Origin of the sequence: Haloactinopolyspora alba, from assembly GCF_003014555.1 — a bacterium.
Classification (GTDB): domain Bacteria; phylum Actinomycetota; class Actinomycetes; order Jiangellales; family Jiangellaceae; genus Haloactinopolyspora; species Haloactinopolyspora alba.
This window is the reverse complement of record NZ_PYGE01000001.1, coordinates 287305-312915: the sequence shown is the minus strand read 5'-3', so window position 1 is coordinate 312915 and position 25611 is coordinate 287305. Positions and strand designations below refer to the sequence as shown.

At 72.5% G+C, this 25611-nt stretch carries 24 protein-coding genes; 16 read left to right on the top strand and 8 right to left on the bottom strand.

Going from position 1 to position 25611, the window contains the following annotated elements; translation table 11 throughout:
- The first annotated feature begins 9 nt into the window (after positions 1-9).
- The 9 genes from CLV30_RS01420 (at position 10) to CLV30_RS01380 (ending at position 11313) form a co-directional block, all read left to right on the top strand.
- A complete protein-coding gene (locus CLV30_RS01420; RefSeq protein WP_106535387.1) occupies positions 10-1572 on the top strand; it encodes a molybdopterin oxidoreductase family protein in 1563 nt (520 codons plus the stop codon).
- On the top strand, positions 1569-3047 hold the full coding sequence (locus CLV30_RS01415; protein ID WP_106535386.1) for an FAD-dependent oxidoreductase: 1479 nt from the start codon (positions 1569-1571) through the stop codon (positions 3045-3047). The genes CLV30_RS01420 and CLV30_RS01415 overlap by 4 nt, the downstream gene beginning before the upstream one ends.
- A complete protein-coding gene (gene nirB, locus CLV30_RS01410) occupies positions 3044-5599 on the top strand; it encodes a nitrite reductase large subunit NirB (protein ID WP_106535614.1) in 2556 nt (851 codons plus the stop codon). Before CLV30_RS01415 ends, nirB begins: the two co-directional genes overlap by 4 nt.
- Complete coding sequence (gene nirD / locus CLV30_RS01405) at positions 5596-5949, top strand: nitrite reductase small subunit NirD (protein ID WP_106535385.1); 354 nt, start codon at positions 5596-5598, stop codon at positions 5947-5949. The genes nirB and nirD overlap by 4 nt, the downstream gene beginning before the upstream one ends.
- Before the next feature lie 5 nt (positions 5950-5954).
- Positions 5955-7112, top strand: a complete 1158-nt coding sequence (locus CLV30_RS01400; RefSeq protein WP_205740403.1) for a uroporphyrinogen-III synthase — start codon at positions 5955-5957, stop codon at positions 7110-7112.
- A 28-nt stretch (positions 7113-7140) separates the two neighbouring features.
- Complete coding sequence (gene cobA / locus CLV30_RS01395) at positions 7141-7875, top strand: uroporphyrinogen-III C-methyltransferase (RefSeq protein ID WP_106535383.1); 735 nt, start codon at positions 7141-7143, stop codon at positions 7873-7875.
- Complete coding sequence (locus CLV30_RS01390) at positions 7872-8555, top strand: sirohydrochlorin chelatase (RefSeq protein WP_106535382.1); 684 nt, start codon at positions 7872-7874, stop codon at positions 8553-8555. The genes cobA and CLV30_RS01390 overlap by 4 nt, the downstream gene beginning before the upstream one ends.
- A gap of 61 nt (positions 8556-8616) precedes the next feature.
- Entirely contained in the window at positions 8617-10248 is a 1632-nt protein-coding gene (locus CLV30_RS27130) for a helix-turn-helix transcriptional regulator (protein WP_106535381.1), read from the top strand.
- Positions 10249-10371: 123 nt separating this feature from the next.
- Positions 10372-11313 (top strand): alpha/beta fold hydrolase, encoded by a 942-nt coding sequence (locus CLV30_RS01380; RefSeq protein WP_106535380.1) that lies wholly within the window; start codon positions 10372-10374, stop codon positions 11311-11313.
- A gap of 5 nt (positions 11314-11318) precedes the next feature.
- Here CLV30_RS01380 and CLV30_RS01375 read toward each other — a convergent pair whose 3' ends face one another.
- The 4 genes from CLV30_RS01375 to CLV30_RS01360 all read right to left on the bottom strand — a co-directional run bounded on the left by CLV30_RS01375 (position 11319) and on the right by CLV30_RS01360 (position 14181).
- Positions 11319-11504 (bottom strand): hypothetical protein, encoded by a 186-nt coding sequence (locus tag CLV30_RS01375; RefSeq protein ID WP_106535379.1) that lies wholly within the window; start codon positions 11502-11504, stop codon positions 11319-11321.
- A 32-nt stretch (positions 11505-11536) separates the two neighbouring features.
- Positions 11537-12760: an ornithine--oxo-acid transaminase gene (gene rocD, locus CLV30_RS01370; RefSeq protein ID WP_106535378.1), complete on the bottom strand. Its 1224-nt coding sequence runs from the start codon at positions 12758-12760 to the stop codon at positions 11537-11539.
- Positions 12757-13578 (bottom strand): dimethylargininase, encoded by an 822-nt coding sequence (gene ddaH / locus CLV30_RS01365; RefSeq protein ID WP_106535613.1) that lies wholly within the window; start codon positions 13576-13578, stop codon positions 12757-12759. The genes rocD and ddaH overlap by 4 nt, the downstream gene beginning before the upstream one ends.
- A gap of 219 nt (positions 13579-13797) precedes the next feature.
- On the bottom strand, positions 13798-14181 hold the full coding sequence (locus CLV30_RS01360) for a DUF952 domain-containing protein (RefSeq protein ID WP_106535377.1): 384 nt from the start codon (positions 14179-14181) through the stop codon (positions 13798-13800).
- A 107-nt stretch (positions 14182-14288) separates the two neighbouring features.
- On the opposite strand from CLV30_RS01360, the gene CLV30_RS01355 reads away from it, so the two are divergent.
- The gene (locus CLV30_RS01355) at positions 14289-14756 is read left to right on the top strand and encodes an Lrp/AsnC family transcriptional regulator (RefSeq protein WP_106535376.1); all 468 of its coding nucleotides are present in this window, start codon (positions 14289-14291) and stop codon (positions 14754-14756) included.
- Positions 14757-14994: 238 nt separating this feature from the next.
- On the top strand, positions 14995-16440 hold the full coding sequence (locus CLV30_RS01350; protein WP_106535375.1) for a C40 family peptidase: 1446 nt from the start codon (positions 14995-14997) through the stop codon (positions 16438-16440).
- Here CLV30_RS01350 and CLV30_RS01345 read toward each other — a convergent pair.
- Positions 16422-16982 (bottom strand): dihydrofolate reductase family protein, encoded by a 561-nt coding sequence (locus CLV30_RS01345; protein ID WP_106535374.1) that lies wholly within the window; start codon positions 16980-16982, stop codon positions 16422-16424. The two genes, CLV30_RS01350 and CLV30_RS01345, sit on opposite strands and share 19 nt — an antisense overlap.
- Before the next feature lie 136 nt (positions 16983-17118).
- Here CLV30_RS01345 and CLV30_RS01340 point away from each other — a divergent pair, with 136 nt between their 5' ends.
- Positions 17119-18012, top strand: coding sequence for a diacylglycerol/lipid kinase family protein (locus tag CLV30_RS01340; protein WP_106535373.1), 894 nt, complete (start codon positions 17119-17121; stop codon positions 18010-18012).
- A 185-nt stretch (positions 18013-18197) separates the two neighbouring features.
- Here CLV30_RS01340 and CLV30_RS01335 read toward each other — a convergent pair whose 3' ends face one another.
- Genes CLV30_RS01335 through CLV30_RS01325 form a run of 3 tightly spaced genes read right to left on the bottom strand, consistent with a single transcriptional unit; the run spans position 18198 to position 21258 of the window.
- Positions 18198-19847: an alkaline phosphatase D family protein gene (locus CLV30_RS01335; RefSeq protein ID WP_106535372.1), complete on the bottom strand. Its 1650-nt coding sequence runs from the start codon at positions 19845-19847 to the stop codon at positions 18198-18200.
- Between the two features lie 19 nt (positions 19848-19866).
- Positions 19867-20751, bottom strand: a complete 885-nt coding sequence (locus CLV30_RS01330) for a 2-hydroxy-3-oxopropionate reductase (RefSeq protein ID WP_106535371.1) — start codon at positions 20749-20751, stop codon at positions 19867-19869.
- A gap of 18 nt (positions 20752-20769) precedes the next feature.
- Positions 20770-21258 carry an inorganic diphosphatase gene (locus tag CLV30_RS01325; RefSeq protein WP_106535370.1) on the bottom strand — a complete coding sequence of 163 codons (489 nt, stop codon included), beginning with the start codon at positions 21256-21258 and terminating at the stop codon, positions 20770-20772.
- Positions 21259-21354: 96 nt separating this feature from the next.
- On the opposite strand from CLV30_RS01325, the gene dacB reads away from it, so the two are divergent.
- From dacB to hpt, 4 genes are all read left to right on the top strand, one after another.
- Positions 21355-22731 carry a D-alanyl-D-alanine carboxypeptidase/D-alanyl-D-alanine endopeptidase gene (gene dacB, locus CLV30_RS01320; protein WP_106535369.1) on the top strand — a complete coding sequence of 459 codons (1377 nt, stop codon included), beginning with the start codon at positions 21355-21357 and terminating at the stop codon, positions 22729-22731.
- Between the two features lie 73 nt (positions 22732-22804).
- Positions 22805-23887 (top strand): zinc-dependent metalloprotease, encoded by a 1083-nt coding sequence (locus CLV30_RS01315; protein ID WP_106535612.1) that lies wholly within the window; start codon positions 22805-22807, stop codon positions 23885-23887.
- Between the two features lie 4 nt (positions 23888-23891).
- Positions 23892-24860 carry a tRNA lysidine(34) synthetase TilS gene (tilS, locus tag CLV30_RS01310; protein WP_106535368.1) on the top strand — a complete coding sequence of 323 codons (969 nt, stop codon included), beginning with the start codon at positions 23892-23894 and terminating at the stop codon, positions 24858-24860.
- A 29-nt stretch (positions 24861-24889) separates the two neighbouring features.
- Positions 24890-25441: a hypoxanthine phosphoribosyltransferase gene (gene hpt, locus CLV30_RS01305; RefSeq protein ID WP_106535367.1), complete on the top strand. Its 552-nt coding sequence runs from the start codon at positions 24890-24892 to the stop codon at positions 25439-25441.
- Positions 25442-25611 lie beyond the last annotated feature (170 nt).

Sequence of the window (25611 nt, the reverse complement as noted above, 5' to 3'; positions counted from 1 at the left end):
GTGGAGGGCATGGCCCCGACACCCGCCGACAGCGCCGCGGGCACCCATTGCCCGTACTGCGCGCTGCAGTGCGGCATGATGCTCACCGCGTCGGACGCCGCGCCCCCGGTGGAGGTCACGCCGCTGGACTTCCCCACCAACCGGGGCGGGCTGTGCCGGAAGGGCTGGACCGCGGCCGAGCTGCTGGACTCGCCGGACCGGTTGACGACGCCGCTGCTGCGCTCGCGCCCGTCCGACCGCACCGCGCCGTTCGTCCCGGTCGGATGGGACGAGGCGCTCGACGCGGTGGCCACCGTGCGTGCGCTGGCGGACGCGGCCCGGCACCGGGGCGCGGTGATCCTCACCGCCCGTGGCGCCGAACAGCAGAGCAAGGGCACCGACACCGTCAGTGCGCTGATCAACCTGGCACTCGCGCTCGGGCTGCCGGGGTGCCCGCGCAGCGGATTCGGATGTGTCACCGGGCAGGGCAACGGGCAGGGCGGCCGTGAGCACGGGCAGAAGTCCGACCAACTACCCGGCTACCGCAGCATCGACGATCCCGCCGCCCGCGCGCACGTCGCCGCGGTGTGGGGTGTCGACCCGGCCACGTTGCCGGGCCGTGGGCCGTCCGCGTACGAGCTGATCGAGCGGCTCGGCACACCCGGCGGGCCGCGGTCGCTGTTGGTGCACGGCACCAACGTGGCGGTGTCGTCGCCGAGCGGGCGCCGGGTGGCTCGCCGTCTCGCCGCGCTCGACCAGCTGGTGGTGTGCGACGTGGTGATGTCCGAGACGGCGGCGCTGGCCGACGTCGTGCTGCCGGTCACCCAGTGGGCCGAGGAGGACGGAACGATGACCAACCTCGAGGGTCGCGTCATCCGCCGCCGCAAAGTCGTCAACCCGCCACCGGGCGTGCGCACGGAATTGGAAATTCTAGCGGTGCTGGCAGATCGGCTGGGCCACGGCGACCGGTTCCCGGCCGACCCGGATACCGTCTTCGACGAGCTGCGCCGCGCCAGCGCCGGCGGCACCGCCGACTACGCCGGCATCACGTGGCGGCGTGTCGACGACGAGGACGGCGTCTTCTGGCCGTGCCCGTCGCCGGAGCACCCGGGGACGCCGCGGCTGTTCGCCGACGGGTTCCCGACACCGGACGGGCGGGCCGTCTTCGTCGCGGTCGAGCACCGGCCGGTGGCCGAGGACGTCGACGACACCTACCCGCTGTACCTCACCACCGGGCGGGTCCTGCAGCAGTACCAGAGCGGCGCCCAGACCCGGCGGGTCCCGTCGCTCGCCGGCAGCGCCGACGGCCCGCACGTGGAGATGCACCCGGATCTCGCCGAGCGCACCGGAGTCGTCGAGGGCGGCACGGTGCGGGTGGTGAGCCGGCGCGGCGACGCGGTGGGCACCGTCCGGGTCACCACGTCGATCCGCGCCGACACCGTGTTCATGCCGTTCCACTGGGGCGGTCTCCAGGCGGTCAACCGGGTGACGAACCCTGCACTCGATCCGGTGTCGCGGATGCCGGAGTTCAAGGTGTGCGCGGTCCGGCTCGAAGCCGGTGGACGACCAGCGGACGACGGGAGCGACGGATGACCCGGATCGTCGTCGTCGGCAACGGCATGGCCGGTGCCCGGTTCGTGCAGGAGCTGCGTGCGCGCGACTCCGGACAACGGTTCCGGGTCACCGTCCTGGGCGCCGAGCCCGACGCCGCCTACAACCGGGTGCTGCTGTCGTCGGTGCTGGCCGGATCACTCTCCCCGGAACAGGCCGAGACCGTCCCGTCGGCCTGGTACGCGGCGGAGGACGTGGAGCTGCGCACCGGTGTGGAGGTCGCGCGGATCGACCGGCGGCGCCGGCGGGTGCTCACCACCGCCGGAGAGCACGTCGACTACGACCACCTCGTGCTCGCCACCGGTAGCCGCGCCTGGGTGCCGCCGCTGCCCGGGCTCGTCGGCGACGACGGCGAGCTGGACCCGGACGTGGCGGTCTTCCGCACCATGCGGGACTGCCGCGACATCCTGGCCAGGATCGCCGGCGTGCGCAGAGCCGTCGTGCTCGGCGGCGGGCTGCTCGGGTTGGAGGCCGCACGTGGGCTGGCCGGCCGCGGCGTCGACGTCGAGGTCGTGCACGCGGCCGACCGGTTGATGGAGCGCCAGCTGGACCTCGACGCCGGGCGGGTGCTGGCCCGCACGTTGCGCGCCCTGGGCGTCCGCGTCCGCGTCGGTGCCCAGGCGCTGGCATACGAGGACGGCCCGGACGGCCGCGTGCTCCGGCTCGACGACGGCGACGGGACCCTCGACGTACCGGCCGACCTGCTCGTCGTGGCCTGCGGTGTGCGTCCGAACGCCGCGCTGGCCCGGGCCGCCGGCGTCGGCGTCGACCGCGCCGTCGTCGTCGACGACCGGCTGGCCACCAGTGACCCGCGCATCCACGCGATCGGCGAGTGCGCCCAGCACGCCGGGCAGGTCTACGGGCTGGTGGCCCCGGCCTGGGAGCAGGCCACCGTGCTCGCCGACGTCATCGCCGGCGGTCCGGCGCGCTACGGCGGATCGCGGATCGTCACCCGGCTCAAGGCCGCCGACGTCGACCTGGCCGCGATGGGCGACACGAACGTCGACGACCTGGACGACGAGCTCGAGGTGCTGCGCTTCGCCGACCCGGTGCGCGGTACGTACCAGAAGGTGATCATTCGGGGTGACCGCGTGACCGGGGCGATCATGCTCGGCGGGCCGGAGACCGTCGGCACGGTCACCCAGCTGTTCGACCGGGCGTCTCCGGTGCCACCCGACCGGCGCACGCTGATCTTCCCCGGTGTCCGCGACGCCGGGGCCGGCGGGGCCGGCGGAACTGCCGAACCCGCCGAGCTGCCGGACGAGCACACGGTGTGCCGCTGCAACGGCGTGTCCTGCGGGCAGATCCGCGCGGCGGCCGCGGACGGCGCCGGCACCGTGGCGGACGTCGCCACCACGACCCGTGCCACCACCGGGTGCGGCGGCTGCCGCGGCGACGTCGCCGCCGTGCTCGCCGCCGCGACCCAATCGACCCCGACCGTGGAGGTGCCCGCATGACACCGCACACGAACGTCCCACCCGCCCGCGACCTCGTCGTGGTCGGCAACGGGATGGTGGGCCAGCGCCTCGTCGAGGCCGTCCGCGAACGGGACCCGGAACGGCGGTGGCGGATCACCGTCCTCGGCGAGGAGAGCCGGGCCGCCTACGACCGGGTGGCGCTGACGTCGTACCTGACCGGCACGACAGCCGACGAGCTCGGGCTGGTGCCGGAGGGGTGCTACGACGAGCACTGCGTCCTGCACCTCGGTGACGCGGCGCAGGACATCGACCGTGTCGCGCGCACCGTGACGACGGCTTCCGGGCGCACGGTCGGCTATGACGCGCTGGTCCTGGCCACCGGGTCGGTGCCGTTCGTGCCGCCGGTGCCGGGTGCGGGCGCCGACGGCTGCTTCGTCTACCGGACACTGGACGACCTGGACAAGATCCGCGAGCGGGCGGGCCGGGTCGGCTCGGGTGTCGTGGTCGGCGGCGGGCTGCTCGGGTTGGAGGCCGCGAACGCGCTGCACTCGCTCGGGGCCGACACCACCGTCGTGGAGTTCGCGCCGCGGCTGATGCCCGCGCAGGTCGACCAGGGCGGTGGCGAGGTGTTGCGCCGCCGGATCGAGGGCCTGGGGCTCACCGTGCGGGTGGCGACCGCGACCGAACGGCTCGAGCCGCTGGACGACGGTGGCCTGCGGATGGTGTTCGCCGACGGCGACGTGCTGGACACCGGGATGGTCGTGTTCTCGGCCGGCATCCGCCCGCGTGACGGCCTGGCCCGGGCCGCCGGGCTGGAGCTGGGTCCGCGCGGCGGCGTCGCGGTCGACTCCGGCTGCCGGACCTCCGACCCGGCGGTGTGGGCGGTCGGCGAGTGCGCCGTCGTCGACGGGTCCGGCTACGGGCTGGTCGCGCCCGGGTACGAGATGGCCGAGGTGGTCGCCGACCGGCTGCTGGGCGGCAGCGCGACCTTCGGCGAGTCCGACACGTCGACCAAGCTGAAACTGCTCGGCGTCGACGTGGCCAGCTTCGGCGACGCGCACGCGGCGACGCCGGACGCGCTGGAGGTCGTCTACGCGGACCCGGTCGGCGGTGTGTACAAGAAGCTGGTGGTGACCGACGACGCGTCGCAGCTGCTCGGCGGGGTGCTGGTGGGGGACGCGTCGGCGTACGCGGCGCTGCGCACCATGGTCGGCGAGCCGCTGACGGACACACCGGAACAGCTGCTGACGGCGGGCCCGCAGGTGTCCGGGCTCGACGACGCCGCGCAGGTCTGTTCCTGCCAGAACGTCACCGCCGGCACGATCCGCGCGGCGATCCACGACGAGGCGTGCCACGACGTCGCCGCGGTGAAGGGGTGCACCCGCGCCGGCACCACGTGCGGAAGCTGCGTGCCGTTGATCAAGACGTTGCTGGCGCAGTCCGGGGCCGCGGCGAGCAATGCGCTGTGTGAGCACTTCGAGCTCAGCCGCGCGGAGCTGTTCGACGTGGTGCGCGCCACCGGGCTGCGCACGTTCAGCGAGATCATCGCCCGGCACGGCAGCGGCCGCGGCTGCGACATCTGCAAGCCCGCCGTCGCGTCCATCCTGGCCAGCCTCGGCACCGGGCACATCCTGGACGGCGAGCAGGCGACGTTGCAGGACACCAACGACAGGTTCCTGGCCAACATCCAGCGCAACGGGACGTACTCGGTCGTGCCCCGGGTGCCCGGCGGCGAGCTGACGCCCGAGGCGCTGATCACGATCGGCGAGGTGGCCCGTGACTTCGGGCTGTACTCCAAGATCACCGGCGGGCAGCGCATCGACCTGTTCGGCGCGCGGGTGGAGCAGCTGCCCGCGATCTGGCGCCGGCTCGTCGACGCCGGGTTAGAGTCCGGGCACGCCTACGGCAAGGCGCTGCGGACGGTGAAGTCGTGCGTCGGGTCGACCTGGTGCCGCTATGGCGTGCAGGACTCCACCTCGCTGGCGATCATGCTGGAGACGCGCTACCGGGGGCTGCGCGCGCCGCACAAGATCAAGGCCGGGGTGTCCGGCTGCGCCCGCGAGTGCGCCGAGGCCCGCAGCAAGGACGTCGGCGTCATCGCCACCGAGAACGGCTGGAACCTCTACGTCGGCGGCAACGGCGGCTTCCGGCCCCGGCACGCCGACCTGTTCGCCTCCGACCTCACGACGGATCGGCTGGTTGTCCTCGTCGACCGCCTTTTGATGTTCTACGTCCGGACCGCCGACCGGCTGCAGCGCACGGCCGCCTGGCTGGAGGCGCTGGGGGACGAGCACGGCGACGGGCTGGCATACTTGCACCGGGTCCTGGTCGACGACGACCTCACGATCTGCGCCGACCTCGATGCCGCCGTGCAGCGGCACGTCGGCTCGTACACTGACGAATGGGCTGCTGTCCTCGACGACGAGGAGAAGCTCAAGCGCTTCGTCTCGTTCGTCAACGCACCCGGTACGCCCGACCCGAGCATCCGATTCGTCACCGAGCGGGGGCAGATCCGCCCGACCGCTGCCGATGACGACACGGCGGCACCGGTCACCGTGGCCGGACCGACGCTGGAGGTGGTCCGCCGATGACATCCGGAACCGTCACCGCGCCCGCCCGCACCTGGACGGCGGTGTGCGGCTACGACGACCTGGTGCCCGAGTCCGGGGCGCCGGCCCTGGTCGGCACGGACCAGGTGGCCGTCTTCCGCACCCACGACGGTGCGGTGTACGCGCTGTCCAACCACGACCCGTTCTCCACCGCGAGCGTGCTCTCGCGCGGGATCGTCGGCTCGCGCGACGGCGTGCCCACGGTCGCGTCGCCGATGCACAAGCAGGTGTTCGACCTGCGTACCGGCGCGTGCCTGGACGACCCGGAGGTTCGGGTGACGGTGTATCCGGTGCGTGTGCGTGCCGGCCGCGTCGAGGTGGGGTCCGCGTGACAGCGGTGCGCGACACCGTCGACGGCCCCCGGTCCGATGCGTCCGCGCCGCTGGAGGGGTTCACGGTCGCCGTGACCGCCGCGCGGCGGCGCGAGGAGCTGGGGTCGTTGCTCGAACGCCGTGGCGCCCGGGTGGTCCAGGCCCCGGCGATCCGGATCGTTCCGCTGGACGACGACGCCGAACTGCTGGCGGCCACGCGGGACTGTGTCCAGCGGCCGCCGGACATCGCCGTCGCGACCACCGGCATCGGCTTCCGCGGCTGGATGGAGGCCGCGGACGGATGGGACCTCGGTGAAAGCCTGCGCGACCGGTTGTCCGGGGCGACCCTGCTCGCGCGTGGGCCCAAGGCCCGCGGTGCCGTCCGCGCCGCGGGACTCACCGACCACTGGTCGCCGGAGTCCGAATCGTCTGCGGAGGTCCTCGAGTACCTGCTGGAACGCGACCTCGACGGGCGGCGGGTCGCGGTCCAGTTGCACGGCGAGCCGTTGCCGGACTTCACCGACGCGCTCGAAGCGGCCGGTGCGGAGGTCGTGCCGCTCCCGGTCTACCGATGGGAGCTGCCCGAGGACGTCACGCCGCTGGCCCGGCTGGTCGAGTCGGTGGCCGCGCACCAGGTCGACTGCGTCGTGTTCACCAGCGCTCCGGCCGTGGCCAGCCTGCTCGAGCTGGGCGAGCGGGCCGGGCTGGCCGACGAGGTCGACGCCGCCTTCCGCACCGGTGCCGTGATGCCCGCCTGCGTCGGACAGGTGACCGCCTCGCGACTGGAACGTGCCGGCATCACGACGGTGCAGCCGCGTCGCGCTCGCATCGGTGCGCTGGTGCGTGAGGTGGCCGGCGAACTTCCGGCACGCTGCCGCACGATCCGCGCCGCCGGGCACGACGTCCAGCTGCGCGGGCACGCCGTCGTCGTCGACGGTGACGTGTGCGAGCTCGCGCCGGCGCCGATGGCCGTGATGACCGCGCTGGCCCGGCGCCCCGGCGTCGTCGTGTCCCGCGCCGACCTGCTGGCCGTGCTGCCCGGTGGAGGTTCCGACGAGCACGCCGTCGAGATGGCGGTCACCCGGCTGCGCGGCGCCGTGGGCGCACGGGTCGTCCAGACTGTGGTGAAGCGCGGGTACCGGCTGGCGTACGAGCCGGAGGCTGGCGAGAAGGACGGGGCCTGAGCGGCGGACGGCGGGGTGACGAGAGGGGATGAGCGGTGTGATCGGACACGTGGCGATCGTCGGCGGCGGTCCGGGTGATCCCGGGCTGCTGACACTGCGCGGCTTCGACCTGCTGAAACAGGCCGACGTCGTGCTGGTCGACCGGCTGGCGCCGCACGAGCTCCTGGAGGGGCTGCGCCCGGACGTCGAGATCGTGGACGTCGGGAAGGCGCCGCACAAGCAGCGGCGCAGCCAGGAAGAGATCGAGGAGCTGATGCTCGAGCGTGCCCGTGCCGGGAAACGGGTGGTCCGGCTCAAGGGCGGCGATCCGTACGTGTTCGGCCGCGGCTCGGAAGAGGCCGCGGCATGCGCGCGGGCAGGCGTCGCGTACGAGCTGGTGCCCGGCGTCACCAGCGCCACCGCGGTGCCGGGGCTGGCCGGGATCCCGGTCACCCAGCGCGGCGTCACCCAGGAGGTCACGCTCGTCAGCGGGCACGCGCACCCGGACGATCCGGGCAGCACCGTCGACTGGGAACGCCTTGGTGCCGGCGGCGGCACGGTCGTCGTGCTCATGGGCGTGACCCACCTGCCGGTGATCGCCGAACGGCTGGTGCGCGGTGGCCGTCCGGAACAGACGCCGGTGGCGGTGGTCAGGGATGTCGCCGGCGCGTCCGCCCAGCTCGTCACCGCGACGCTGGCGACGGTCGCCGAGGCCGCGCGCGAGGTGAGACCGCCGGCGATCATCGTCGTCGGCGACGTCGTCGCTGAGGCGCGGTCTCTGTGACGGACGCCGGTGTGTTGGTCGCGGTGGCGCACGGGACGCGCGACCCGGACGGTCCGGTCGTGCTGGAACAGCTGCTCGACGATGTACGGCGACGGCTGCCGGACGTGGACGTGCGCGTCGGCTACGTCGACGTGATCGAGCCGACGCTCGAGGACGTCCTGGCCACGGTCGGCGAGGACGCCGTCGTCGTGCCGATGTTCCTCGCCTCCGGCTACCACGTCCGCGTGGACGTGCCGGACGCCGTCAAGGCCACCGGCGGGACCGCCGTCGTGACGCCCGCCCTCGGACCGGACGACGCCGTGGTCGAGGCGGTCGCGGCGCGGCTTCGTGCCGCCGGCGACCTGCCGGACGCGGTCGTGATGGCCGCCGCCGGGTCGTCGGACGCCGACGCGCTCGCGGAGGTCGAGACGGCCGGCCGGCGGCTCGGAGCGTTGCTGGACCGCGAGGTCGTCGTCGGGTACGTGACGACCGCGTCTCCGTCGGTCGGCGAAGCGGTGGCGTCGCTGCGCGCCTCGGGTGCGGCGAGCGTCGGCGTGGCGTCGTACCTGCTGGCGCCGGGGCTGTTCCAGCGTCGGCTCGACGGCGTCGGTGCGGACCTCGTGGCGCCGCCCATCGGGCCGCACGAACGCGTCGTCGACCTGATCGTCGAGAGATTCAGTGCGCAGCGGGGTGTACGTTGAGCTCATCAGCTGCGGCCGACGTGTGAACGGGGCCCGGTGTGGTTCCCGTGGGGGAGCGCCGATGACCACCGTCGACGCCCGTGCCCGGGCTCGCGTGGCATTCGAGCACCAGGCATGGGGTGAGGCATACGAACAGCTGACCGCCGCCGATCGGCACACAGCTCTCGGACCCGACGATCTCGAACGGCTCGCACTGGCCGCGCATCTGACGGGCCGGATGGAGAAGGCGGCCGACGGTTGGGAACGGGCGCATCAGGTATTCGTGGCGCACGGAGAGACCGCTCGAGCCGTGCGATGCGCGTTCTGGCTCGGCATGACGTTGTTCCTCCGGGGTCACCATGCGCGCGGCGGTGGCTGGATGGCTCGTGGCCGGCGACTCCTGGAGGAGATGCCGGCGGATTCGGTCGAGCGCGGGTACCTGATGGTTCCCACGGCACTGCAAGCCCTCGGCAGTGGCGACCCGGCCGCTGCGTCCACATTGTTCGCCGCGGTCAGCGACATCGCAGACCGGTTCGGCGACCCGGATCTCGTCGCGCTCGGCCGACTCGGCCGGGGCCAGTCCTTGGTGACGATGGGTCAGGCGTCCGAAGGCGTCGCCCTGCTCGACGACGCGATGCTCACGGTCACGACCGGCGACGTGTCCCCGCTCGCAGCCGGGATCGTGTACTGCGCGGTGATCATCGCGTGCAGGGACATCTTCGATCTGCGCCGGGCGCAGGAATGGACAGCAGCGCTGAGTCGCTGGTGTGCCGAACAGCCCGATCTCAAGCCCTATCGCGGCCAGTGCCTCGTGCACCGTTCGGAGATCATGCAGCTGCGCGGTGAGTGGTCGGACGCCATGGCCGAGGTGCAGGAGGCTTGTGCGCACCTGGCCGACCCGCCGGGCGACCCGGTCATGGGGTCGGCCATGTACCAGCAGGGCGAGTTGTTACGGCTACGCGGCGAGTTCACGAAGGCTGAGGCGGCCTACCGCGAGGCAGGCAACTGGGGACATGCGGCCCAGCCAGGGCTGGCGTTGCTGCGGCTGGCTCAGGGACGCGGGAGTGACGCGGAAGCGGCGATCCGCCGGGTCATCGACGAGGCCACCGGGCCCGTGGAGCGGGCCAGGGTGCTGTCGGCATACGTCGAGATCATGCTCGCCGGCGGCCACGTCGAGGCCGGACGCTCAGCGGCCGACGAGCTGGCGGCGACAGCCGAGGCGTTCGCCACGCCGTACCTGCGTGCCGTGGCCGGATACGCCCAGGGAGCGGTGCTGCTGACCGAAGGCGACGCGACTGCTGCAGGCAGTGTGCTCCGCGAGTCCTGGACATCGTGGTGCGAGCTCGGGGCACCGTACGAAGCGGCGCGAGCGCGGGCGTTGATCGGGGTCGTCTGCCTCCGGATGGGCGACACCGACAGTGCGAGTGTGGAGTGCGACGGCGCGCGTCGGGTGTTCGAGGAGCTGTCCGCCGTGCCTGACCTCGCGAGACTGGAGGCGCTGTTCCGGCCGGCGGCGACCGGGAGTTCGCTGACCAGCCGCGAGGTCGAGGTGCTCGGGTTGGTGGCGACCGGGATGACGAATCAGCAGATCGCTGCCGAGTTGGTCATCAGCGAGCACACCGTCCGCCGGCACGTGCAGAACATCTTCGGCAGGCTCGGCCTCAGCTCCCGGGCGGCCGCAACCGCCTATGCCTATCGGCACGGCCTGCTCTGACGAGCCCTGGTACGAACGGACCACGCCGAGCGTGCGCCACGTTGGTACCAGCGTGCGATGACGGTGGTGCCGGTCCGCCATAGCGTCGGTGACCACTGAGTTCGTGGCCCGAGGAGGCGTGGGATGAGCAGGCGGACACAGGAGCACGAGCGGCACACCCACTCCGCCGAGGTCCACCAGGCCTACGAGCGGGTGGTGGCCGCAGCCGAGGTCGACAGCCGATATGTCGAGGTGAGCGGCCGGCAGGTCCATCTTCTGGAGAAGGGCACCGGGCCCCCGCTGGTGCTTCTGCACGGCACCGCAGGCACGGCAGGGTTCATGCTGCCGTTGCTGAACGAGCTCCACGGGGTCCGCGTGCTGGCCCCCGATCGGCCGGGAAACGGGCTGAGCGACCCGATCGACCTCGCGCGGCGTCGCTACCGAGAGACCACGGTCGCGTGGCTCGACCGTCTGCTCGACACCCTCGAGCTGGAGACCACCGCGCTGGCGGGTCACTCCGGAGGCGCGATGTGGGCGCTGTGGTACGCCCTGGCTCACCCGGAGCGCGTCACTCGCCTCGTGCTGATCGGCCCACCCGCCGTGCCGAAGACGCGCCTCGCGCTGCCGATCCGGCTGGCCGCCACGTTCGGCGTGGGGGAATTGCTGCCGCGGTTGGTGCCACCCAGCCCGAAGTCGACCCTGCGGTTCGCGCACCATGCGGCCCGGGAGAAGGAGACCCTCGCCGAGTACCCGGACCAGATCGCGCTGATGGTTGCCGAGGGCCGGGACCCGACCACCGCGGCCGTCGGCAGGGCGGAGCTGCGTGCGGTGACCTCACCGTTCGGCCTGCTGTGGCCCTCCGGGATCCCGGGTCGTTCACGCGTGCGGCCCGACGAGCTGCACCGGGTGGTCGTGCCGACACTGATGGTGTGGGGTGAACGGGACCCGCTCGGCGACGCTTCGGTCGCGCGCACGGTGACCGAGCTGATCCCAGGTGCGCGACTGGTGGTGCTGCCCACCGGCCACGGGCCGTGGCTGGGGCAACCCGCGCGGACCGCCGAGACGATCGGTGAATTCCTGCGCTGACGCCGTTATCCGGAGGGCGTCGTACGGTTGACCCGCTGGCCGGCCGGGAGCGGTTCGTTGTGGACGACCACGTCGAACTCGCCGCGGATCTCGATGCGTCTGGCGTCACCGTCGGCGGCCTCGAGTGCGTGCGACCAGACGGTGGGGTCGACGCGGAGGACGGTCATGTCGGAGCCGGACTTGTTGGCCACCTGGCTACCGTACGCCTCTGCCCGGCGACGGCTCAGGCGGCATGCCGGGAGAGCACCCGCGCCAGCGCGTCGACGGCGAGGTCGATCTCGTCCCGGCTGACGACCAGCGGCGGTGCGAGCCGGATGCTCGACCCGTGGGTGTCCTTGACCAGGACGCCTTCGTCCAGCAGCGCCTCGCTTGCCGCGCGGCCGGTCATCAGATCGGGGTCGATGTCCACGCCGGCCCACAGCCCGCGGCCGCGGACCGCGACCACACCGTGGCCGACCAGTTCGCGCAGCCGCGCGTGCAGGTGCTCGCCGAGCTCCGCGGCACGACGCTGCCACGTGCCGGTGGCCAGCATGCCGACCACGGCCAGCCCGGCGGCACACGCCAGCGGGTTGCCACCGAAGGTGCTGCCGTGCTCGCCGGGGTGGATGACGTCCAGCACGGCGTGGTCGCCGACCACCGCCGACACCGGGACGATGCCACCGCCCAGCGCCTTGCCCAGCAGGTACAGATCAGGGACGACGTTCTCGTGCTCGCAGGCGAAGGTCGTTCCGGTGCGCCCGAGCCCGGACTGGATCTCGTCGGCGACCAACAGCACGTTGCGGGCGTCACAGAGCTGGCGCACCTTCGACAGGTACCCGTCCGGCGGGACGACGACCCCCGCTTCGCCCTGGATCGGTTCGATCAGCACCGCGACCGTCGTGTCGTCGATCGCGTCGGCGACGGCTGCCGCGTCACCGTACGGAACCACCCGGAAACCGGGCGTGTACGGACCGAAGTGGGTACGCGCCTCGGGATCGGTCGAGAAGCTCACCACGCTGATGGTGCGGCCGTGGAAGTTTCCCTCGGCGACGACGATGGTCGCGCGGTCCTCGGGCACGCCCTTGACCTCGTAGCCCCACTTCCGTGCGACCTTGAGTCCGGTCTCGACGGCCTCGGCGCCGGTGTTCATCGGCAGCACGAGGTCCTTGCCCGCGAGCTCGCCGAGCTCGCGGGCGAACGGGCCGAGCTGGTCGTGATGGAACGCGCGGCTGGTCAGCGTCAGCCGGTCGAGCTGTTCACGTACGGCCGCCACGATGTCCGGGTGCCGGTGCCCGAAGTTCAGGGCCGAGTAGGCCGCCAGGCAGTCGAGGTAGCGACGGCCGTCGACGTCGGTGACCCAGGCGCCCTCGGCTTCGGCGGCGACGACCGGGAGCGGATGGTAGTTGTGCGCCGTGACGCGCTCGGTCAGCGTGATGAGCTCGTCGGTGCGGCCGGTGTGAACGGTCACGGGTGCTCCTCGTCGGTGGTGGATGCGGGGATGATCGCGGGAGCCGGGCGGTGCAGTTCCAGTGTCGCGCACTTCACGCCACCGCCGGCTTTCAACAGCTCGGACACGTCGACCGGGACCGGCTCGAACCCGACGGCGGCGACGGCGCCGGCGAGGTCGCGCGCCTGCTCGGCGAGGACGACGTGGCGGCCGTCGCTGACCGCGTTCAGGCCGAGCACCAGCGCGTCCTGCTCGGTCGCGACGACGGCGTCCGGGTACATCTCGGCGAGCAGCTCCCGGCTGTGCGGCGCGAACGCCGGCGGGTAGTAGGCGATCGTGGTCGCGTCCAGCACCGCGAGTGCGGTGTCCAGGTGGTAGAAGCGCGGGTCGACGAGCTCGAGGGGCACGACCGGCACGCCGAACGTCGCCTCGAGGTCGGCGTGCGCGGCCGGGTCGGAACGGAACCCGGCGCCGGCGAGGATGCGGGTGCCGGCCCAGGCGAAGTCACCCTCGCCCTCGTTGACGGCGGTGGGTGCGTGCACGGTGACGCCGGCGTTCTCCAGCCAGCTCCGGTGCGCCGGAGCTTCCGGCTCTCGCACCAGCTCTCTGAACCGCGCGCCGAGCGCGTGGTCACCGACCACGAACGACCCGTTCGCCGCGAACACCATGTCGGGCAGGCCGGGGAGCGGGTCGAGGACGCGCACGCGGTGCCCGAGGCGCTCGTACACGTCGCGGAGATCGCGCCACTGCCGGTAGGCGAGGTCCCGGTCCACCGGGCGCGCCGGATCCATCCACACGTTGATCGCGTACTGCACGTCGAAGTGCTCGGGCGGGCACATGACGTAGTCGCGCACGGTCGCGGAGCGGGGTGCTGTCGGGGCTGCGGAACCGCTGGTCAGCGGTGGTGTTGCATACACGGTCACAGCAGCAAAGGTAGGGCAGCGGGAGGCTGCGCATCGATACCGTTCCATTGCGCTCATACAGGCAGAACGTTGCGTCTGAAGGCGTTGTACGAACGAATTGTTGCGTCGACTGACGCCAGGCCGTCGTGCTCGGTGTCAAGCCACGGCGAAACCGGTGACATCGGGCATCGCGTGCCCGCCCGCGCCGTCGTCGTCGACGTCCAGCACCGCGATGACGGCCGACGTGGGCAGCGGGGCGTAGACGTGCGGGAACGGCTCGGCTGCGCCGTCGAGGCTCTCCCAGCGGACCTCTATGCCCTGCGACGTCAGGGTGTCGAGGTCCACGACCAGGACCACCAGATCCGCCGACGGCAGATCCGCGTAGGCCATGGCGGCGACGCGCGGCAGTTGTGCCGACGTCGAGGCGTGCACGAACCCGGTGTCGGCGACGGTGGCGTCGCGGGTCGACCACCGATACGTGCCGTCGAGCCGGGCGGCTTCCCAGTCCGAGCGCTTCGCGAGGTGCAGGATCCGGCGCATGACGGCACGGTACCGGCCGTCCGGTCGCGCGCAACGAAGCTGCCGTGAGTGCCGCTGAATCCGGCGGATCGTTGAGTGAGTGTGCCGCGAAGGGACAGAATCTTCCGGTGACCCTCGATGCTCTGGACGAGCAGATCGTCCGTGCCCTGCTGGTGGACGGGCGGGCCAGCTACGGAGCCATCGGCGCCAAGGTCAACCTGTCGGCGCCGGCGGTGAAGCGACGCGTCGACCGCCTCCGAGCCCGCGGCGTGGTCACCGGATTCACCGCACGCGTCGAGCCCTCCGCGATCGGCTGGAGCACCGAGGCCTATGTCGAGCTGTTCTGCAACCGGCGCACGTCGGGCGCGGAGATCCTCGAGCGGACACGGACCTACCCCGAGGTCGTGGAGGCCTTCACCGTCACCGGCGACGCGGACGCGCTGTTGCACGTGTTCGCGGGCGACATGCAGCACTTCGAGCGGGTGCTGACGCAGATCTCCGCCGAACCGTTCGTCGCCCGCACGCGCAGCGTCATCGTGCTGTCGTCGCTGCTGCGGAGGAGCCAGACCCCGCGTGAAGGCGACACCGACGCGTGACATCCGTCCCAGGCGATTCCGGTGGATGACGCGCACCCTCCCCCGGACGCCCTGCCACCGCCTCGCAAGTCGGCGGACGAGAAGGTGTAGCGCACAGACATTGGCAAGAATGACAACGACGTAGTTCGTCAAGGCGACACGCCGAATAGTTGGTGAAAATTCTGTGACTGGTGTTCCGTCACGGGACTCTGGTGGCTAGGCTCCCTTCCTGTGGCAGTTGTGACGGGGGAGGTTGACGATGCGCAGGGGAGTCATCGCAGGGCTGGCGACCGGCGCACTCATGACCGGGGTGCTGACCCCGGCCGCTGACGCCGCCCCTGCTGACGGCCCGTCGTATCCCACCGAGCAGGATCTGCAGGACGCGCGCGACGCGCAGACGGCCGCGGGCCGGACGGTGGCCACGCTCGAAGCGCGGCTCGACGACCTCGCCGCGCGCGCCGACCAGCTGCACGTCCGCGTCGCGCGTGCGGTCGAGCGGTACAACGGCGCCCGCGTGCGGCTGGCCGAGGCCGAGGACGCGGCAGCCGAGGCGAAGGACCGGGCAGCGAGGAAGGACGCGGCTGCCGAGCGCGCGCGGGTCGAGCTCGGCCGGATGGCCGCGGCGTCGTACAGCCGCGGCGGAGAGCTGTCCACGGTCGGCATGCTGCTGGGGGCCACGGACGGGTCCGCCCTGTACGACCGGGCCGCCGCGCTGCGGTCCGTCACCGGATCGCACGCCGGGATGTACCGGCGGGCGGCCGACGCCGAGGCAGCCGCCGAACGTGCCGCCGCCCAGGCAGCGGAAGCGGTGGAGCAGCAAGAGCAGGCGGCCGAGGCCGCACGGGCCGCCCGCGCGGACGCCCAAGCCGCCGTCACCGAGCAGGAGCGCACGCTCGCCGCCGTCGAGGCCGAACGCGACGCGGCCCTGGACCAGCTGGCGGCGGCCCGGGGCACCACTGCAGAGCTGGAACGCCGCCGGCAGGAGGCCCTGGCGGCGCGCGAGGCCGCGGAACGCGAGCGTGAAGAACGCGAGAACGCGACCCCGTCACCGGAGCCGCCGGGCGAGACGCCCGAGACACCCGAGACGCCTGAGGCGACGGCCGAGCCGGAGCCGACGGCAGACCCCACCACGCCGCCGCCGTCCCGGACACCGACGTCCACGCCGGAGCCGAGCCGTACGCCAGACCCCGAGCCTTCGGAACCCGAGCCTCCGGAAACCGAACCCGAACCCGATCCGGAGCCGAGCCGCACGCCAGACCCCGAGCCACCCGAGCCGGACCCCGAGCCCCCGGAACCCGATCCGGACCCGGAGCCCGATCCGGACCCGGACCCACCGGCTTCGGGGGCCGCAGCAGCGGTCGACTATGCGTACGCCCAGCTCGGCAAGCCCTACGAGTGGGGTGCCGACGGGCCGGACTCGTTCGACTGCTCCGGGCTGACCATGCGCGCCTGGGAGGCCGGCGGGGTGAGCCTGCCGCACTGGAGCGTCGCGCAGGCGCAGCAGACGTCCCGGGTGTCCTACGCGGACCTGCGTCCGGGCGACCTGATCTTCTGGTCGGACAACGGGCAGACCTCCGGTGTGTACCACGTGGGGTTGTACGTCGGCGACGGTCAGATGATCCACGCGCCGAGAGAGGGCAAGCCCGTCGAGGTGCAGGACGTCTTCTACTGGGTGGACCCGGCGTTCTACGGCCGCGTGCGATAGTCGAGGTAGACGACGCCGTTGCCGAAGCGGCGCTCGTCCACCAGATCGAGATCGAGGCGGGCGCCGTCGGGCAGCGCCCGGGTGCCGCCACCGACCACCACCGGGTTCACGAACAGGCGGCATTCGTCGACGAGCCCGGTCCGGATGGCGTGACCGGCGATCTCGGCTCCGCCGATGCTGAGGTTGTGGGCGGTGCTCGCCTTCAGCCGCCGGACGGTCGCCGCGTCGAACGTCCGCTCGATCCGCGTTCTCGTGGTGGACACCGCCTCGAGCGTCCCGGAGAAGACGATCTTGTCGGCGGCCTGCCACACCTGCGCGAAGTCGCGCATCAGCGGCGATTGGTCGGCGAGTGTCTGGTCGGTCTCCCAGACGGCCATGGTCTCGTACATCCGGCGGCCGTAGACGTAGGTGCCGACCGGCCGCTCGAGGTCGTTGATGAATGCGTGTATCTCTTCGTCCGGTACGGCCCAGTCGAACGAGCCGTTCTCGTCCGCGATGTAGCCGTCCAGGGACGTGATCGCCGTGTAGATCAGGTCGGCCATGATGATCTCCTCGCTGTCGAGGTCATGAAACCACGGGCGCGCGGAACGACGGGAGCGGCCGCGGCGTTGAGCATGTCGGCGGCGTGCATCGGTGGTGGGCAGACGGTGCACGCGCCGGGACCGAAGCGGAGGACACGTGCACGGACTGCTCGTCATCACCAACGGTCACGCGGGCAGCAGCGGCGGCGCGAGCCGCGACGCCGTCGTCGCTGCGTTGCGCGCCCGCGCCGACGTCCACGTCGCACGGCTCGACGACCTGTCCGAACTGGCCTCGGTGCTCGAGCGGCACGAGCAGCGGATGCCGGTGGTGCTGGGCGGTGACGGGTCGGTGCACGCGGTGGTGGCCGCGCTCTACCGGCTCGGGCAGGTCGACCAGGGCAACCGTGGGCTCGGCATCGTCCCGATGGGCACCGGGAACGATCTGGCGCGGACGTTGAACCTGCCGTTGGACCCCCTCGCGGCGGCCGAGGTGGTCGTGTCCGGGCGGGAGCGCCGGCTCGACGTGCTGACCGACGACGCCGGCGGTGTCGTGGCGAACGCGGTCCACCTGGGCGTGGGCGCCGACGCCGCACGCCGCGCGGCGCCGTTGAAACGACGGCTCGGGCGCTTCGCCTACCCGTTCGGCAGCCTCTGCGCGGGGATGCTCGATCAGGGCTGGCCGCTGCGGATCCGGCTGGACGGCGACGTGGTGGCCGACGGCCGCCGCCGAGTGTTGATGGTGGCCCTGGGCAACGGGGTGACCATCGGCGGCGGCGCGCCGGTCGCTCCGCACGCGAGCCCCGATGACGGGTACGTCGACCTGGTCGTGTCGTACTCGACCGGGTGGTGGGCGCGGATGGCGTACGGCTTCGCTCTCGCCCGCGGACGGCATCCGCGCCGCGAGGACGTCGTGCTCCGGCGCGGCCATCGGGTGACGGTCGACGGCGTCGCGGTGCCGTCGAACGCCGACGGCGAGCTGTCGCGGCTCGACGCGACCGGTCGCACCTGGACCGTGCATCCCGGTGCCCTCACCGTTCGGGTGCCGGAGTGACCAGCGCCGTCGCAAGTCGCGCGGTTGCAGTGCCGCGGACTTCACACGACGAGGCGTCCGCGCTCAGGAGGGCGTCGTCGTCGGAAAGGGGTGACGCCGTGGTCAACAGTTGCCACTGGTGTCACCCGACTCGAACGGAACGCAGCCGACCCGACATGGCCCACACCAATGCAGCAGGGGCCGGGTCACAACTGCGCGCTCATGATCTCGTCCATGACGGGGGCGCCGTCGCTGCCCTTGCACGCGGTGTGCCACCGCACCCGGCCCGCCCCGTTGCTCAGTTCGAGCGTCGCCAGTGCGTTGTCGAACCGGGGTCCGGACGTGATCGACCAGTCGACGCCCGCGTCCGGGACGCGGGCCAGGCGCATCAGTGCCGAGCCGACGACGCGGGCGACGGCGAACGCGGCGGCACCGTTGAGGTAACGGATGGTCCTGCTCAGCGGGTTCCGCAGCGGCGAGCAGACCAGCTGGTGCACGCGGCTGGTCCGTGCGGACTCGCCCGGGTAGCTCATCCGGGCGCCGTAGGAGTAGTGCACGTCGCCGGAGAGGAAACTGATCGTGCCGGGACCGTCCGGCGTGGTGGCGATCTCGGTGACCAGCCGCGCCATGGCCCGGAACGAGCGGCCGAACGCCGCCCAGTGCTCCAGGTCGACGGCCTGGCGCAGCGCCTCGGCCGGCGCCGCGCACCACCGGCCCCACGCTCCGTCGGCCACCGCCTCGTTCCACTCCTCGAGGTCGTGCAGGCCCTGCGGGAGAAGGTACGGCAGCGAGCTCCCGATCAGCAGGTGGTCCGCGTGCGCGGCGGAGCGGGCCTGGCTCTCGATCCACGACCACTCGTCGTCGTCGACGATGGTGCGCCGGCCCGGCTCGAGCATCCGGCCGCACCGCGAGTCGATCATCACCAGCCGCACCGGCCCGAGGTCACGGACGAAGCTCCAGCGGTACGACGGCGGGTCGCGGTCGGCGGTCGACGCGAACTCGTCCAGCACGCTGCCCGCGTCGCCGTCGGCCGCGCGCATCGCGGCCAGGACCGGATCGTCCGCCCGTTCGGCAGGTGACAGGTTCCCCAGGTGCTGGTAGAGCCAGTACGCTCCGATGCCACCGACGATCCGGTCCCGCCACCACGGCGTGCGCTCCATCTGCTCGCGCCACGTCGCCGACGTGTTCCAGTCGTCGCGCACGTCGTGGTCGTCGAAGAGCATCGCTGACGGCACCGTCGACAACAGCCAGCGCACCGCCGGATCGGTCCAGGCGATCCGGTAGAGCTGGGTGTACTCCTCGAAATCGGCGATCTCGGCCCCGGGCGGCTCGGAGAGGTCGCGGCGCGCGGCCATGACCTCCCGTGCCGCCGGCGACGTCTCGTCGGCGTACACCTGGTCACCCAGCAGCGCCACCAGGTCGGGCCAGTCGGCGTCGTCGGCCACCGTCAGGCCGAGAGCGTAGGCGCGCAGCGCGTCGATGCCGTAGACACGGTCGTGCCTCGAGTCGTGCGGGACGCTCATCCGGCACGACCCGAACACCAGCCGGGTCGTGCCGTGGTCGGTGTCAGGCGTGCGGATGCGCGGATGCGGGAACGGCGAACCGGGCTCCGGCCACGCCACCCGGCCGTCCAGGGCGACGTCGTAGCGGGTGGACGTGCCCGGCGTCAGCCCGTCGATCTCGACCACGCCGTAGTGGTGTCCGTGCACGGTGAACGTTCGGGCGTCGGTGCCGAGCACGCGTACGGTGCACGGCCGGTCCGTCTCGACCCACACGAGCGCCGACGTCGCGTCGACGTACCGCAGCAGCGGCCCGACGACGATCGCTGCCGTCCGCGCCTCCTCACCCCCGCTCACGACATGACACGATATGCGCTCACTCCCCGGAGCGCCCGGACAGCTCCTCGACCAGGCGCAACAGCGCGGTGTGGTCGAGCTGCCCGTCGCCGCGCGCACGGGCGGCGCCCATCAGCTGAGCCACCGCGGCGCCGAGCGGAATCGTCGCGCCGGCCTCGCGCGCCGTGTCGAGGACGATGCCGAGGTCCTTGTGGTGCAGGTCGACCCGGAACCTGGGGGTGAAGTCCCGTTTCAGCATGCCCTCGGCCTTGCGGTCCAGGATCCGGTTGCCGGCCATGCCGCCGGCGAGCACGGGAACCGCTGCCTCGGGGTCGACGCCGGAGGCCTCGAGCATCACGATGGCCTCGGCGACGAGCTGGATGGTGCCGCCGACGATGAGCTGGTTCGCGGCCTTCAGCGTCTGCCCGGCGCCGGACGGGCCGACGTGTTCGATGGTCGAGCCCATCGCCTCGAACAGCGGCCGGGCCTCCTCGACGTCGGCGGCCTCGCCTCCGACCATGATGGACAGCGTGCCGTCGGCGGCGCCCTGGTCGCCGCCGCTGACCGGGGCATCCAGGGAACGCACGCCGGCTTCGGCGGCCGCCTCGGCGAGCTCGCGCGCGGCGGCGGGCGCGATGGTGCTCATGTCGATGTGCAGCGCACCCCGCGGGCAGTGCGCGAGGATGCCGTCCGGACCGGACGTGACCTCGGCGACGTCAGGGGCGTCCGGCAGCACGGTGATGATGACGTCGGCGGTGCCGACGGCGGAGGCGACGTCGTCCGCGCCCCGCCCACCGGCCTCGACGAACGCGTCGACCGGTGCGCGGCTGCGATTGCATCCGACGACGTCGAACCCCGCGTCGAGCAGGTTGCGGGCCATGGGCGCGCCCATGATGCCGAGTCCGACAACGGCGACTGTGGTCATGCGGGTTACTCCCTGAGATCAGCGGGACTGGGCCTCGTGGCGCGCCTGGGACGCGCGGATCTCCTCCTCGGCGCCTTCCCGGCCGGTCCAGGCGGCACCCTCGACCGACTTGCCCGGCTCGAGGTCCTTGTACACCTCGAAGAAGTGCTGGATCTCGAGCCGGTCGAACTCCTTGACGTCGTCGATGTCCTGCATCACGTCCTTGCGCGGGTCGGCGGTCGGCACACACAGCACCTTGTCGTCGCCGCCGGCCTCGTCCTTCATACGGAACATGCCGATGGCACGGCAGCGGATCAGGCAGCCCGGGAAGGTCGGTTCCTCGATCAGCACGAGAGCGTCGAGCGGATCGCCGTCGAGCCCGAGGGTGTGGTCGATGAACCCGTAGTCGTGCGGGTAGCGCGTGGACGTGAACAGCCGCCGGTCCAGCTTGAGCCGCCCGGTGGCGTGGTCCATCTCGTACTTGTTCCGGCTGCCGGCCGGGATCTCGATGGTGACGTCGAACTCCACGGAAACCTGTCCTCTTTTCGCGTTGCCGCCTGTGCCGAGTGTCACCAGTGTCCCGTACGGTGACTCGCGCCGACCACCGAGGCCGGAAGGAGTGCCATGTCCTGGCGGGGCGCGATCATCACGATGTGCTGCGCCGTGCTCGTCGCCGCGGGCGCCGCGGTGGCGGTGGGCAGCACCTTCGGCCTGCCGTGGCAGGTCACCGAGAGCTCCGCGGGCCCGCTCGCGGTGACGCCGGACACCCCGGCCCCGGCGGTGCCGGCGGCCGGCGGTGAGGTGCTCACCGCGTCCGCGGGCGGCTCGGGCGCCGGCGGTGCCCTCTCGGACGCGCTGTCCGGGCCGGTGGGGGCGGCCGGCCTGGGCGACGGTGTGGGCGTCAGCGTCGTCGACCCGGCCACCGGCGAGACGGTGTACGAGTCCGGCAGCGACGTCGCCCGCACCCCCGCCAGCACGATGAAGATCCTCACCGGCGCCGCGGCGCTGCACGTGCTCGGCCCGCAGCACACGTTCACCACCCGGGTCGTGACCGGCCGTGCCGGCCTGTCGCCGGGCACCGCACGCATCACCCTGGTCGGCGGCGGCGATCCGACGCTGACCACCTCCGATTCCTCCGGCGGGACGTCGTTGGCCGAGCTGGCCGAACGTACGGCCGCCGCATTGGACGAGGCCGGCGTGGACGCGGTCGAACTGGCCCACGACAGCTCGCTGTTCACCGGCCCGGCGGTCGATCCGGACTGGCGGCCGAGCTACGTGGCCTCGGACATCGTGTCGCCGGTGACCGCGCTGGGCGTCGACGTCGCCGAGACCCGCCCCGACGACCCGCCGGCGGCGGCCGCCGCGAGCTTCGCCGACCTGCTGGACGAGCACGGCGTCGACGTCGCCACCATGATCGGCGAGACGGATGCGGGCGACGACGCGAGCGAGGTGGCCGCCGTGCGGTCGGCGCCGTTGGCCGGCATCGTCGAAGAGGTCCTCACCACCAGCGACAACGACGGAGCCGAGGTGCTCGCCCGGCACGTGGCGGTGGGCTCGGGCCTGCCGGGCACCGCCGCTGACGCCGAGACCGCCGTGACCGGCGCACTGGACGAGCTCGGCATCGACACGACGGCCGCCGACGTGCGTGACGGCAGCGGACTGGCCCGGGGAAGCGCCGTGCCCGCCGACGCCGTGGCCGCCGCCCTGGCGCTGGCCACCGACCCCGCGCACCCGGAGCTGCGTCCCGTCGTGACCGGGCTTCCGGTCGCGGGCTTCACCGGAACCCTGGCCGACCGGTTCGACGAGTCCGCCGGCGCCGGACTGGTACGGGCGAAGACCGGCACCCTCACCGGCGTGAGCGCGCTGGCGGGCATCGCCACCACCGCCGGCGGCGCGACGTTCGTCTTCGCCGTGCTCGCCGACGAGGTCTCGAGCACGTTGGCGGCGCGTGCCGCCCTCGACGACGTCGCGGCCGCCATCGCGGCGTGCGCGTGCGGCTGAACGCCGGCACGCCGCCGCGGCGACACCGGTGACGTAGCGTGGAGCCATGACGCCCAGCGAAACCGCGCCGGACATGGTGGACTGGGACCTCGCGGTCGCGACGGCTCGACGGCTGGCCGGGCGCGGCCCGGCGGTCGACGGCGCCGAGGCGCGCACCGTCGTCACCGACCTGCGCCGGGTCGCCGACGAGGCCGAGGCGCACGTGCACTCCTTCACCGGCCTCGACGGTTCCGCGGTCTCGGCGCCGGTGGTCGTCGTCGACCGGGGCAACTGGGCCCGCGCGAACGCGCAGAGCATGCGCACGATGATCGCTCCGTTGGAGAACAAGCTGCGCGGCGAGCGCGACGTGTCCGTCTCGCGCAGGTTCGGGGCCAAGGCCACCGGCGTCCAGACCGGCGCGTTGCTCGCGTTCCTGGCGAGCAAGGTGCTGGGCCAGTTCGACCCGTTCTGGACCGGGCCCGGCGACCCGTCCGGGGCACACAGCCGCGGCCGGCTGCTGCTGGTGGTGCCCAACATCGTGCACGTTGAGCGCGAGATGGGCGTCGAGCCGCGGGACTTCCGGCTCTGGGTGGCGCTGCACGAGGAGACGCACAGGGTGCAGTTCACCGCCGTCCCGTGGCTGCGTGACCATCTCGCCGCGGAGGTCGAGGCGTTCGTCGCCGCCACCGACGTCGACCCCACCGCGTTCCTGTCGCGGGTCGGCGAGGCGGCGCGCACCATCGGCGAGGCGACGCGTTCGGGCGGGCGCGAGGTGTCGTTGCTCGACCTCGTGCAGACGCCGGCGCAGCGCGAGATCGTCGACCGGGTGACGGCCATGATGTCGCTGCTCGAGGGGCATGCGGACGTCGTCATGGACGGCGTCGGCCCGGACGTCATCCCCAGCGTCGCCACCATCCGCCGGCGGTTCCAGCGGCGGCGGAACTCCTCGCAGGGGCTCGACCGGACCGTGCGCAGGCTACTCGGTCTCGAGGCGAAGATGCGCCAGTACCGCGACGGCGCCGCGTTCGTGAACACCGTGGTCGAGCGGGTCGGCATGACCGGGTTCAACCGGGTGTGGAACTCTCCGGACACGTTGCCGACGAAGGACGAGATCGCCGATCCGGTCAGCTGGATCCGGCGCACGCACGGGGTCGAGCCGGTCGGCGCGACCGGCTAGCTCCATGGCACCGGCGCACCTCGACGTCCGGCGGGCCGTCCGTGCCGAACTGGACGATCTGCCGCGCGGCGCCACGGTGCTGGTGGCCTGTTCCGGCGGAGCGGACTCGCTGGCTCTGGCCGCGGCGCTGGCGTGGGTGGGACGGCGGGCGGGCCTGCGCACCGGCGGCGTCACCGTCGACCACGGGCTGCAGGACGGATCGGCGCACCGGGCGCGGGCGGCCGCGGCGGCCATGGCACGGCTCGGGCTCGACCCGGTAACGGCCGTCCACCTGCGGGTGCCGGCCGGTGGCCCGGGTCCCGAGGGCGCGGCGCGAGCGGCACGGTACGCCGCGCTCGACGCCGCCGCGGCGCGGTTCGGCGACGCGTGCGTCCTGCTGGGACACACCCGCGACGACCAGGCCGAGACCGTCCTGCTGGGGCTGGCCCGCGGGTCGGGTGCGCGGTCGCTGGCCGGCATGGCGCCGCGCACCGGGCGGTACCGGCGTCCGTTGCTCGGCCTGGCCCGTGAGGTCGTGCGCGCGAGTGTGCCCGGCGACCTCGAGCCGTGGGACGACCCGCACAACCGTGAGCCCGCCTACGCACGGGTACGGGTGCGTGATCAGGTGTTGCCGGTGCTGGAGAAGGAGCTCGGCCCGGGGGTCGCCGCGGCGCTGGCGCGCAGCGCCGAGCTGTTGCGAGCGGACGCCGACGCGCTGGACGCCGAGGCCGAGCTGGCGCGGCGCGCCTCGGTGATCGACAGGGCGTCGTACGACGTGGCCGAGTTGGGCCGGCTGTCGGCGGCGGTGCGCGGGAGGGTCATCCGGTCCGCGGCGATCGCCGCCGGCAGTCCACCGACAGACCTCACCGCGGGCCACGTCCGATCGGTGGAGATGCTGGTGACGGCCTGGCGTGGGCAGGCAGGCATCGACCTGCCCGGATCGGTGCGTGCCGTCCGCCGTGACGGTGTGCTCTCGTTCGCCTCGTCGCGTTGATCGTCGGAACGTATGGCAGGCTGCGGTCTGTGGATCCTCGACACATCGACGGCGACCTTGAAACGATCTTATTGACCGAGGAGGAGATTCAGGGCCGACTGGCGGAGATGGCGGCGGAGATCAGCCGCGACTACGAAGGCAAGGATCTGTTGCTGCTCGGTGTCCTCAAGGGCGCCGTCATGGTCATGGCCGATCTGTCGAGGCACCTGCCACGGCACGCCGAGCAGGACTGGATGGCGATCTCGTCGTACGGCTCGGGCACCCGGTCCAGCGGCGTGGTTCGCATCGTCAAGGACCTCGACACCGACATCCTCGACCGGCACGTCCTGGTGGTCGAGGACATCATCGACACCGGGCTGACACTGTCGTGGCTGGTGTCGAACCTGCGTTCGCGCGGGCCCGCGTCCGTCGAGATCTGCACCCTCCTGCGCAAGCCCGAGGCGGAGAAGACTCCGGTCGACGTCAACTACGTCGGCTTCGACATCCCGAACGCGTTCGTCGTCGGCTACGGCCTCGATTTCAACGAGAAGTACCGGAACCTGCGCGTCGTCGGAACTCTCGCGCCGCACGTCTACACGTGACCACCGGTGATACACAGATGTGACCAAGGTGGCACGCGCCGGCGGGAACATCCGGGTTCACCTGCGTCGTTCTGGTTTGGTGAGGGACCGGTACGCCAATGGTTGTGCCGGGCCTGAGCAGGGTATCGTCGGACGATCCGACGTCTTCAGTCCGATGTGGGTTCTCGGCC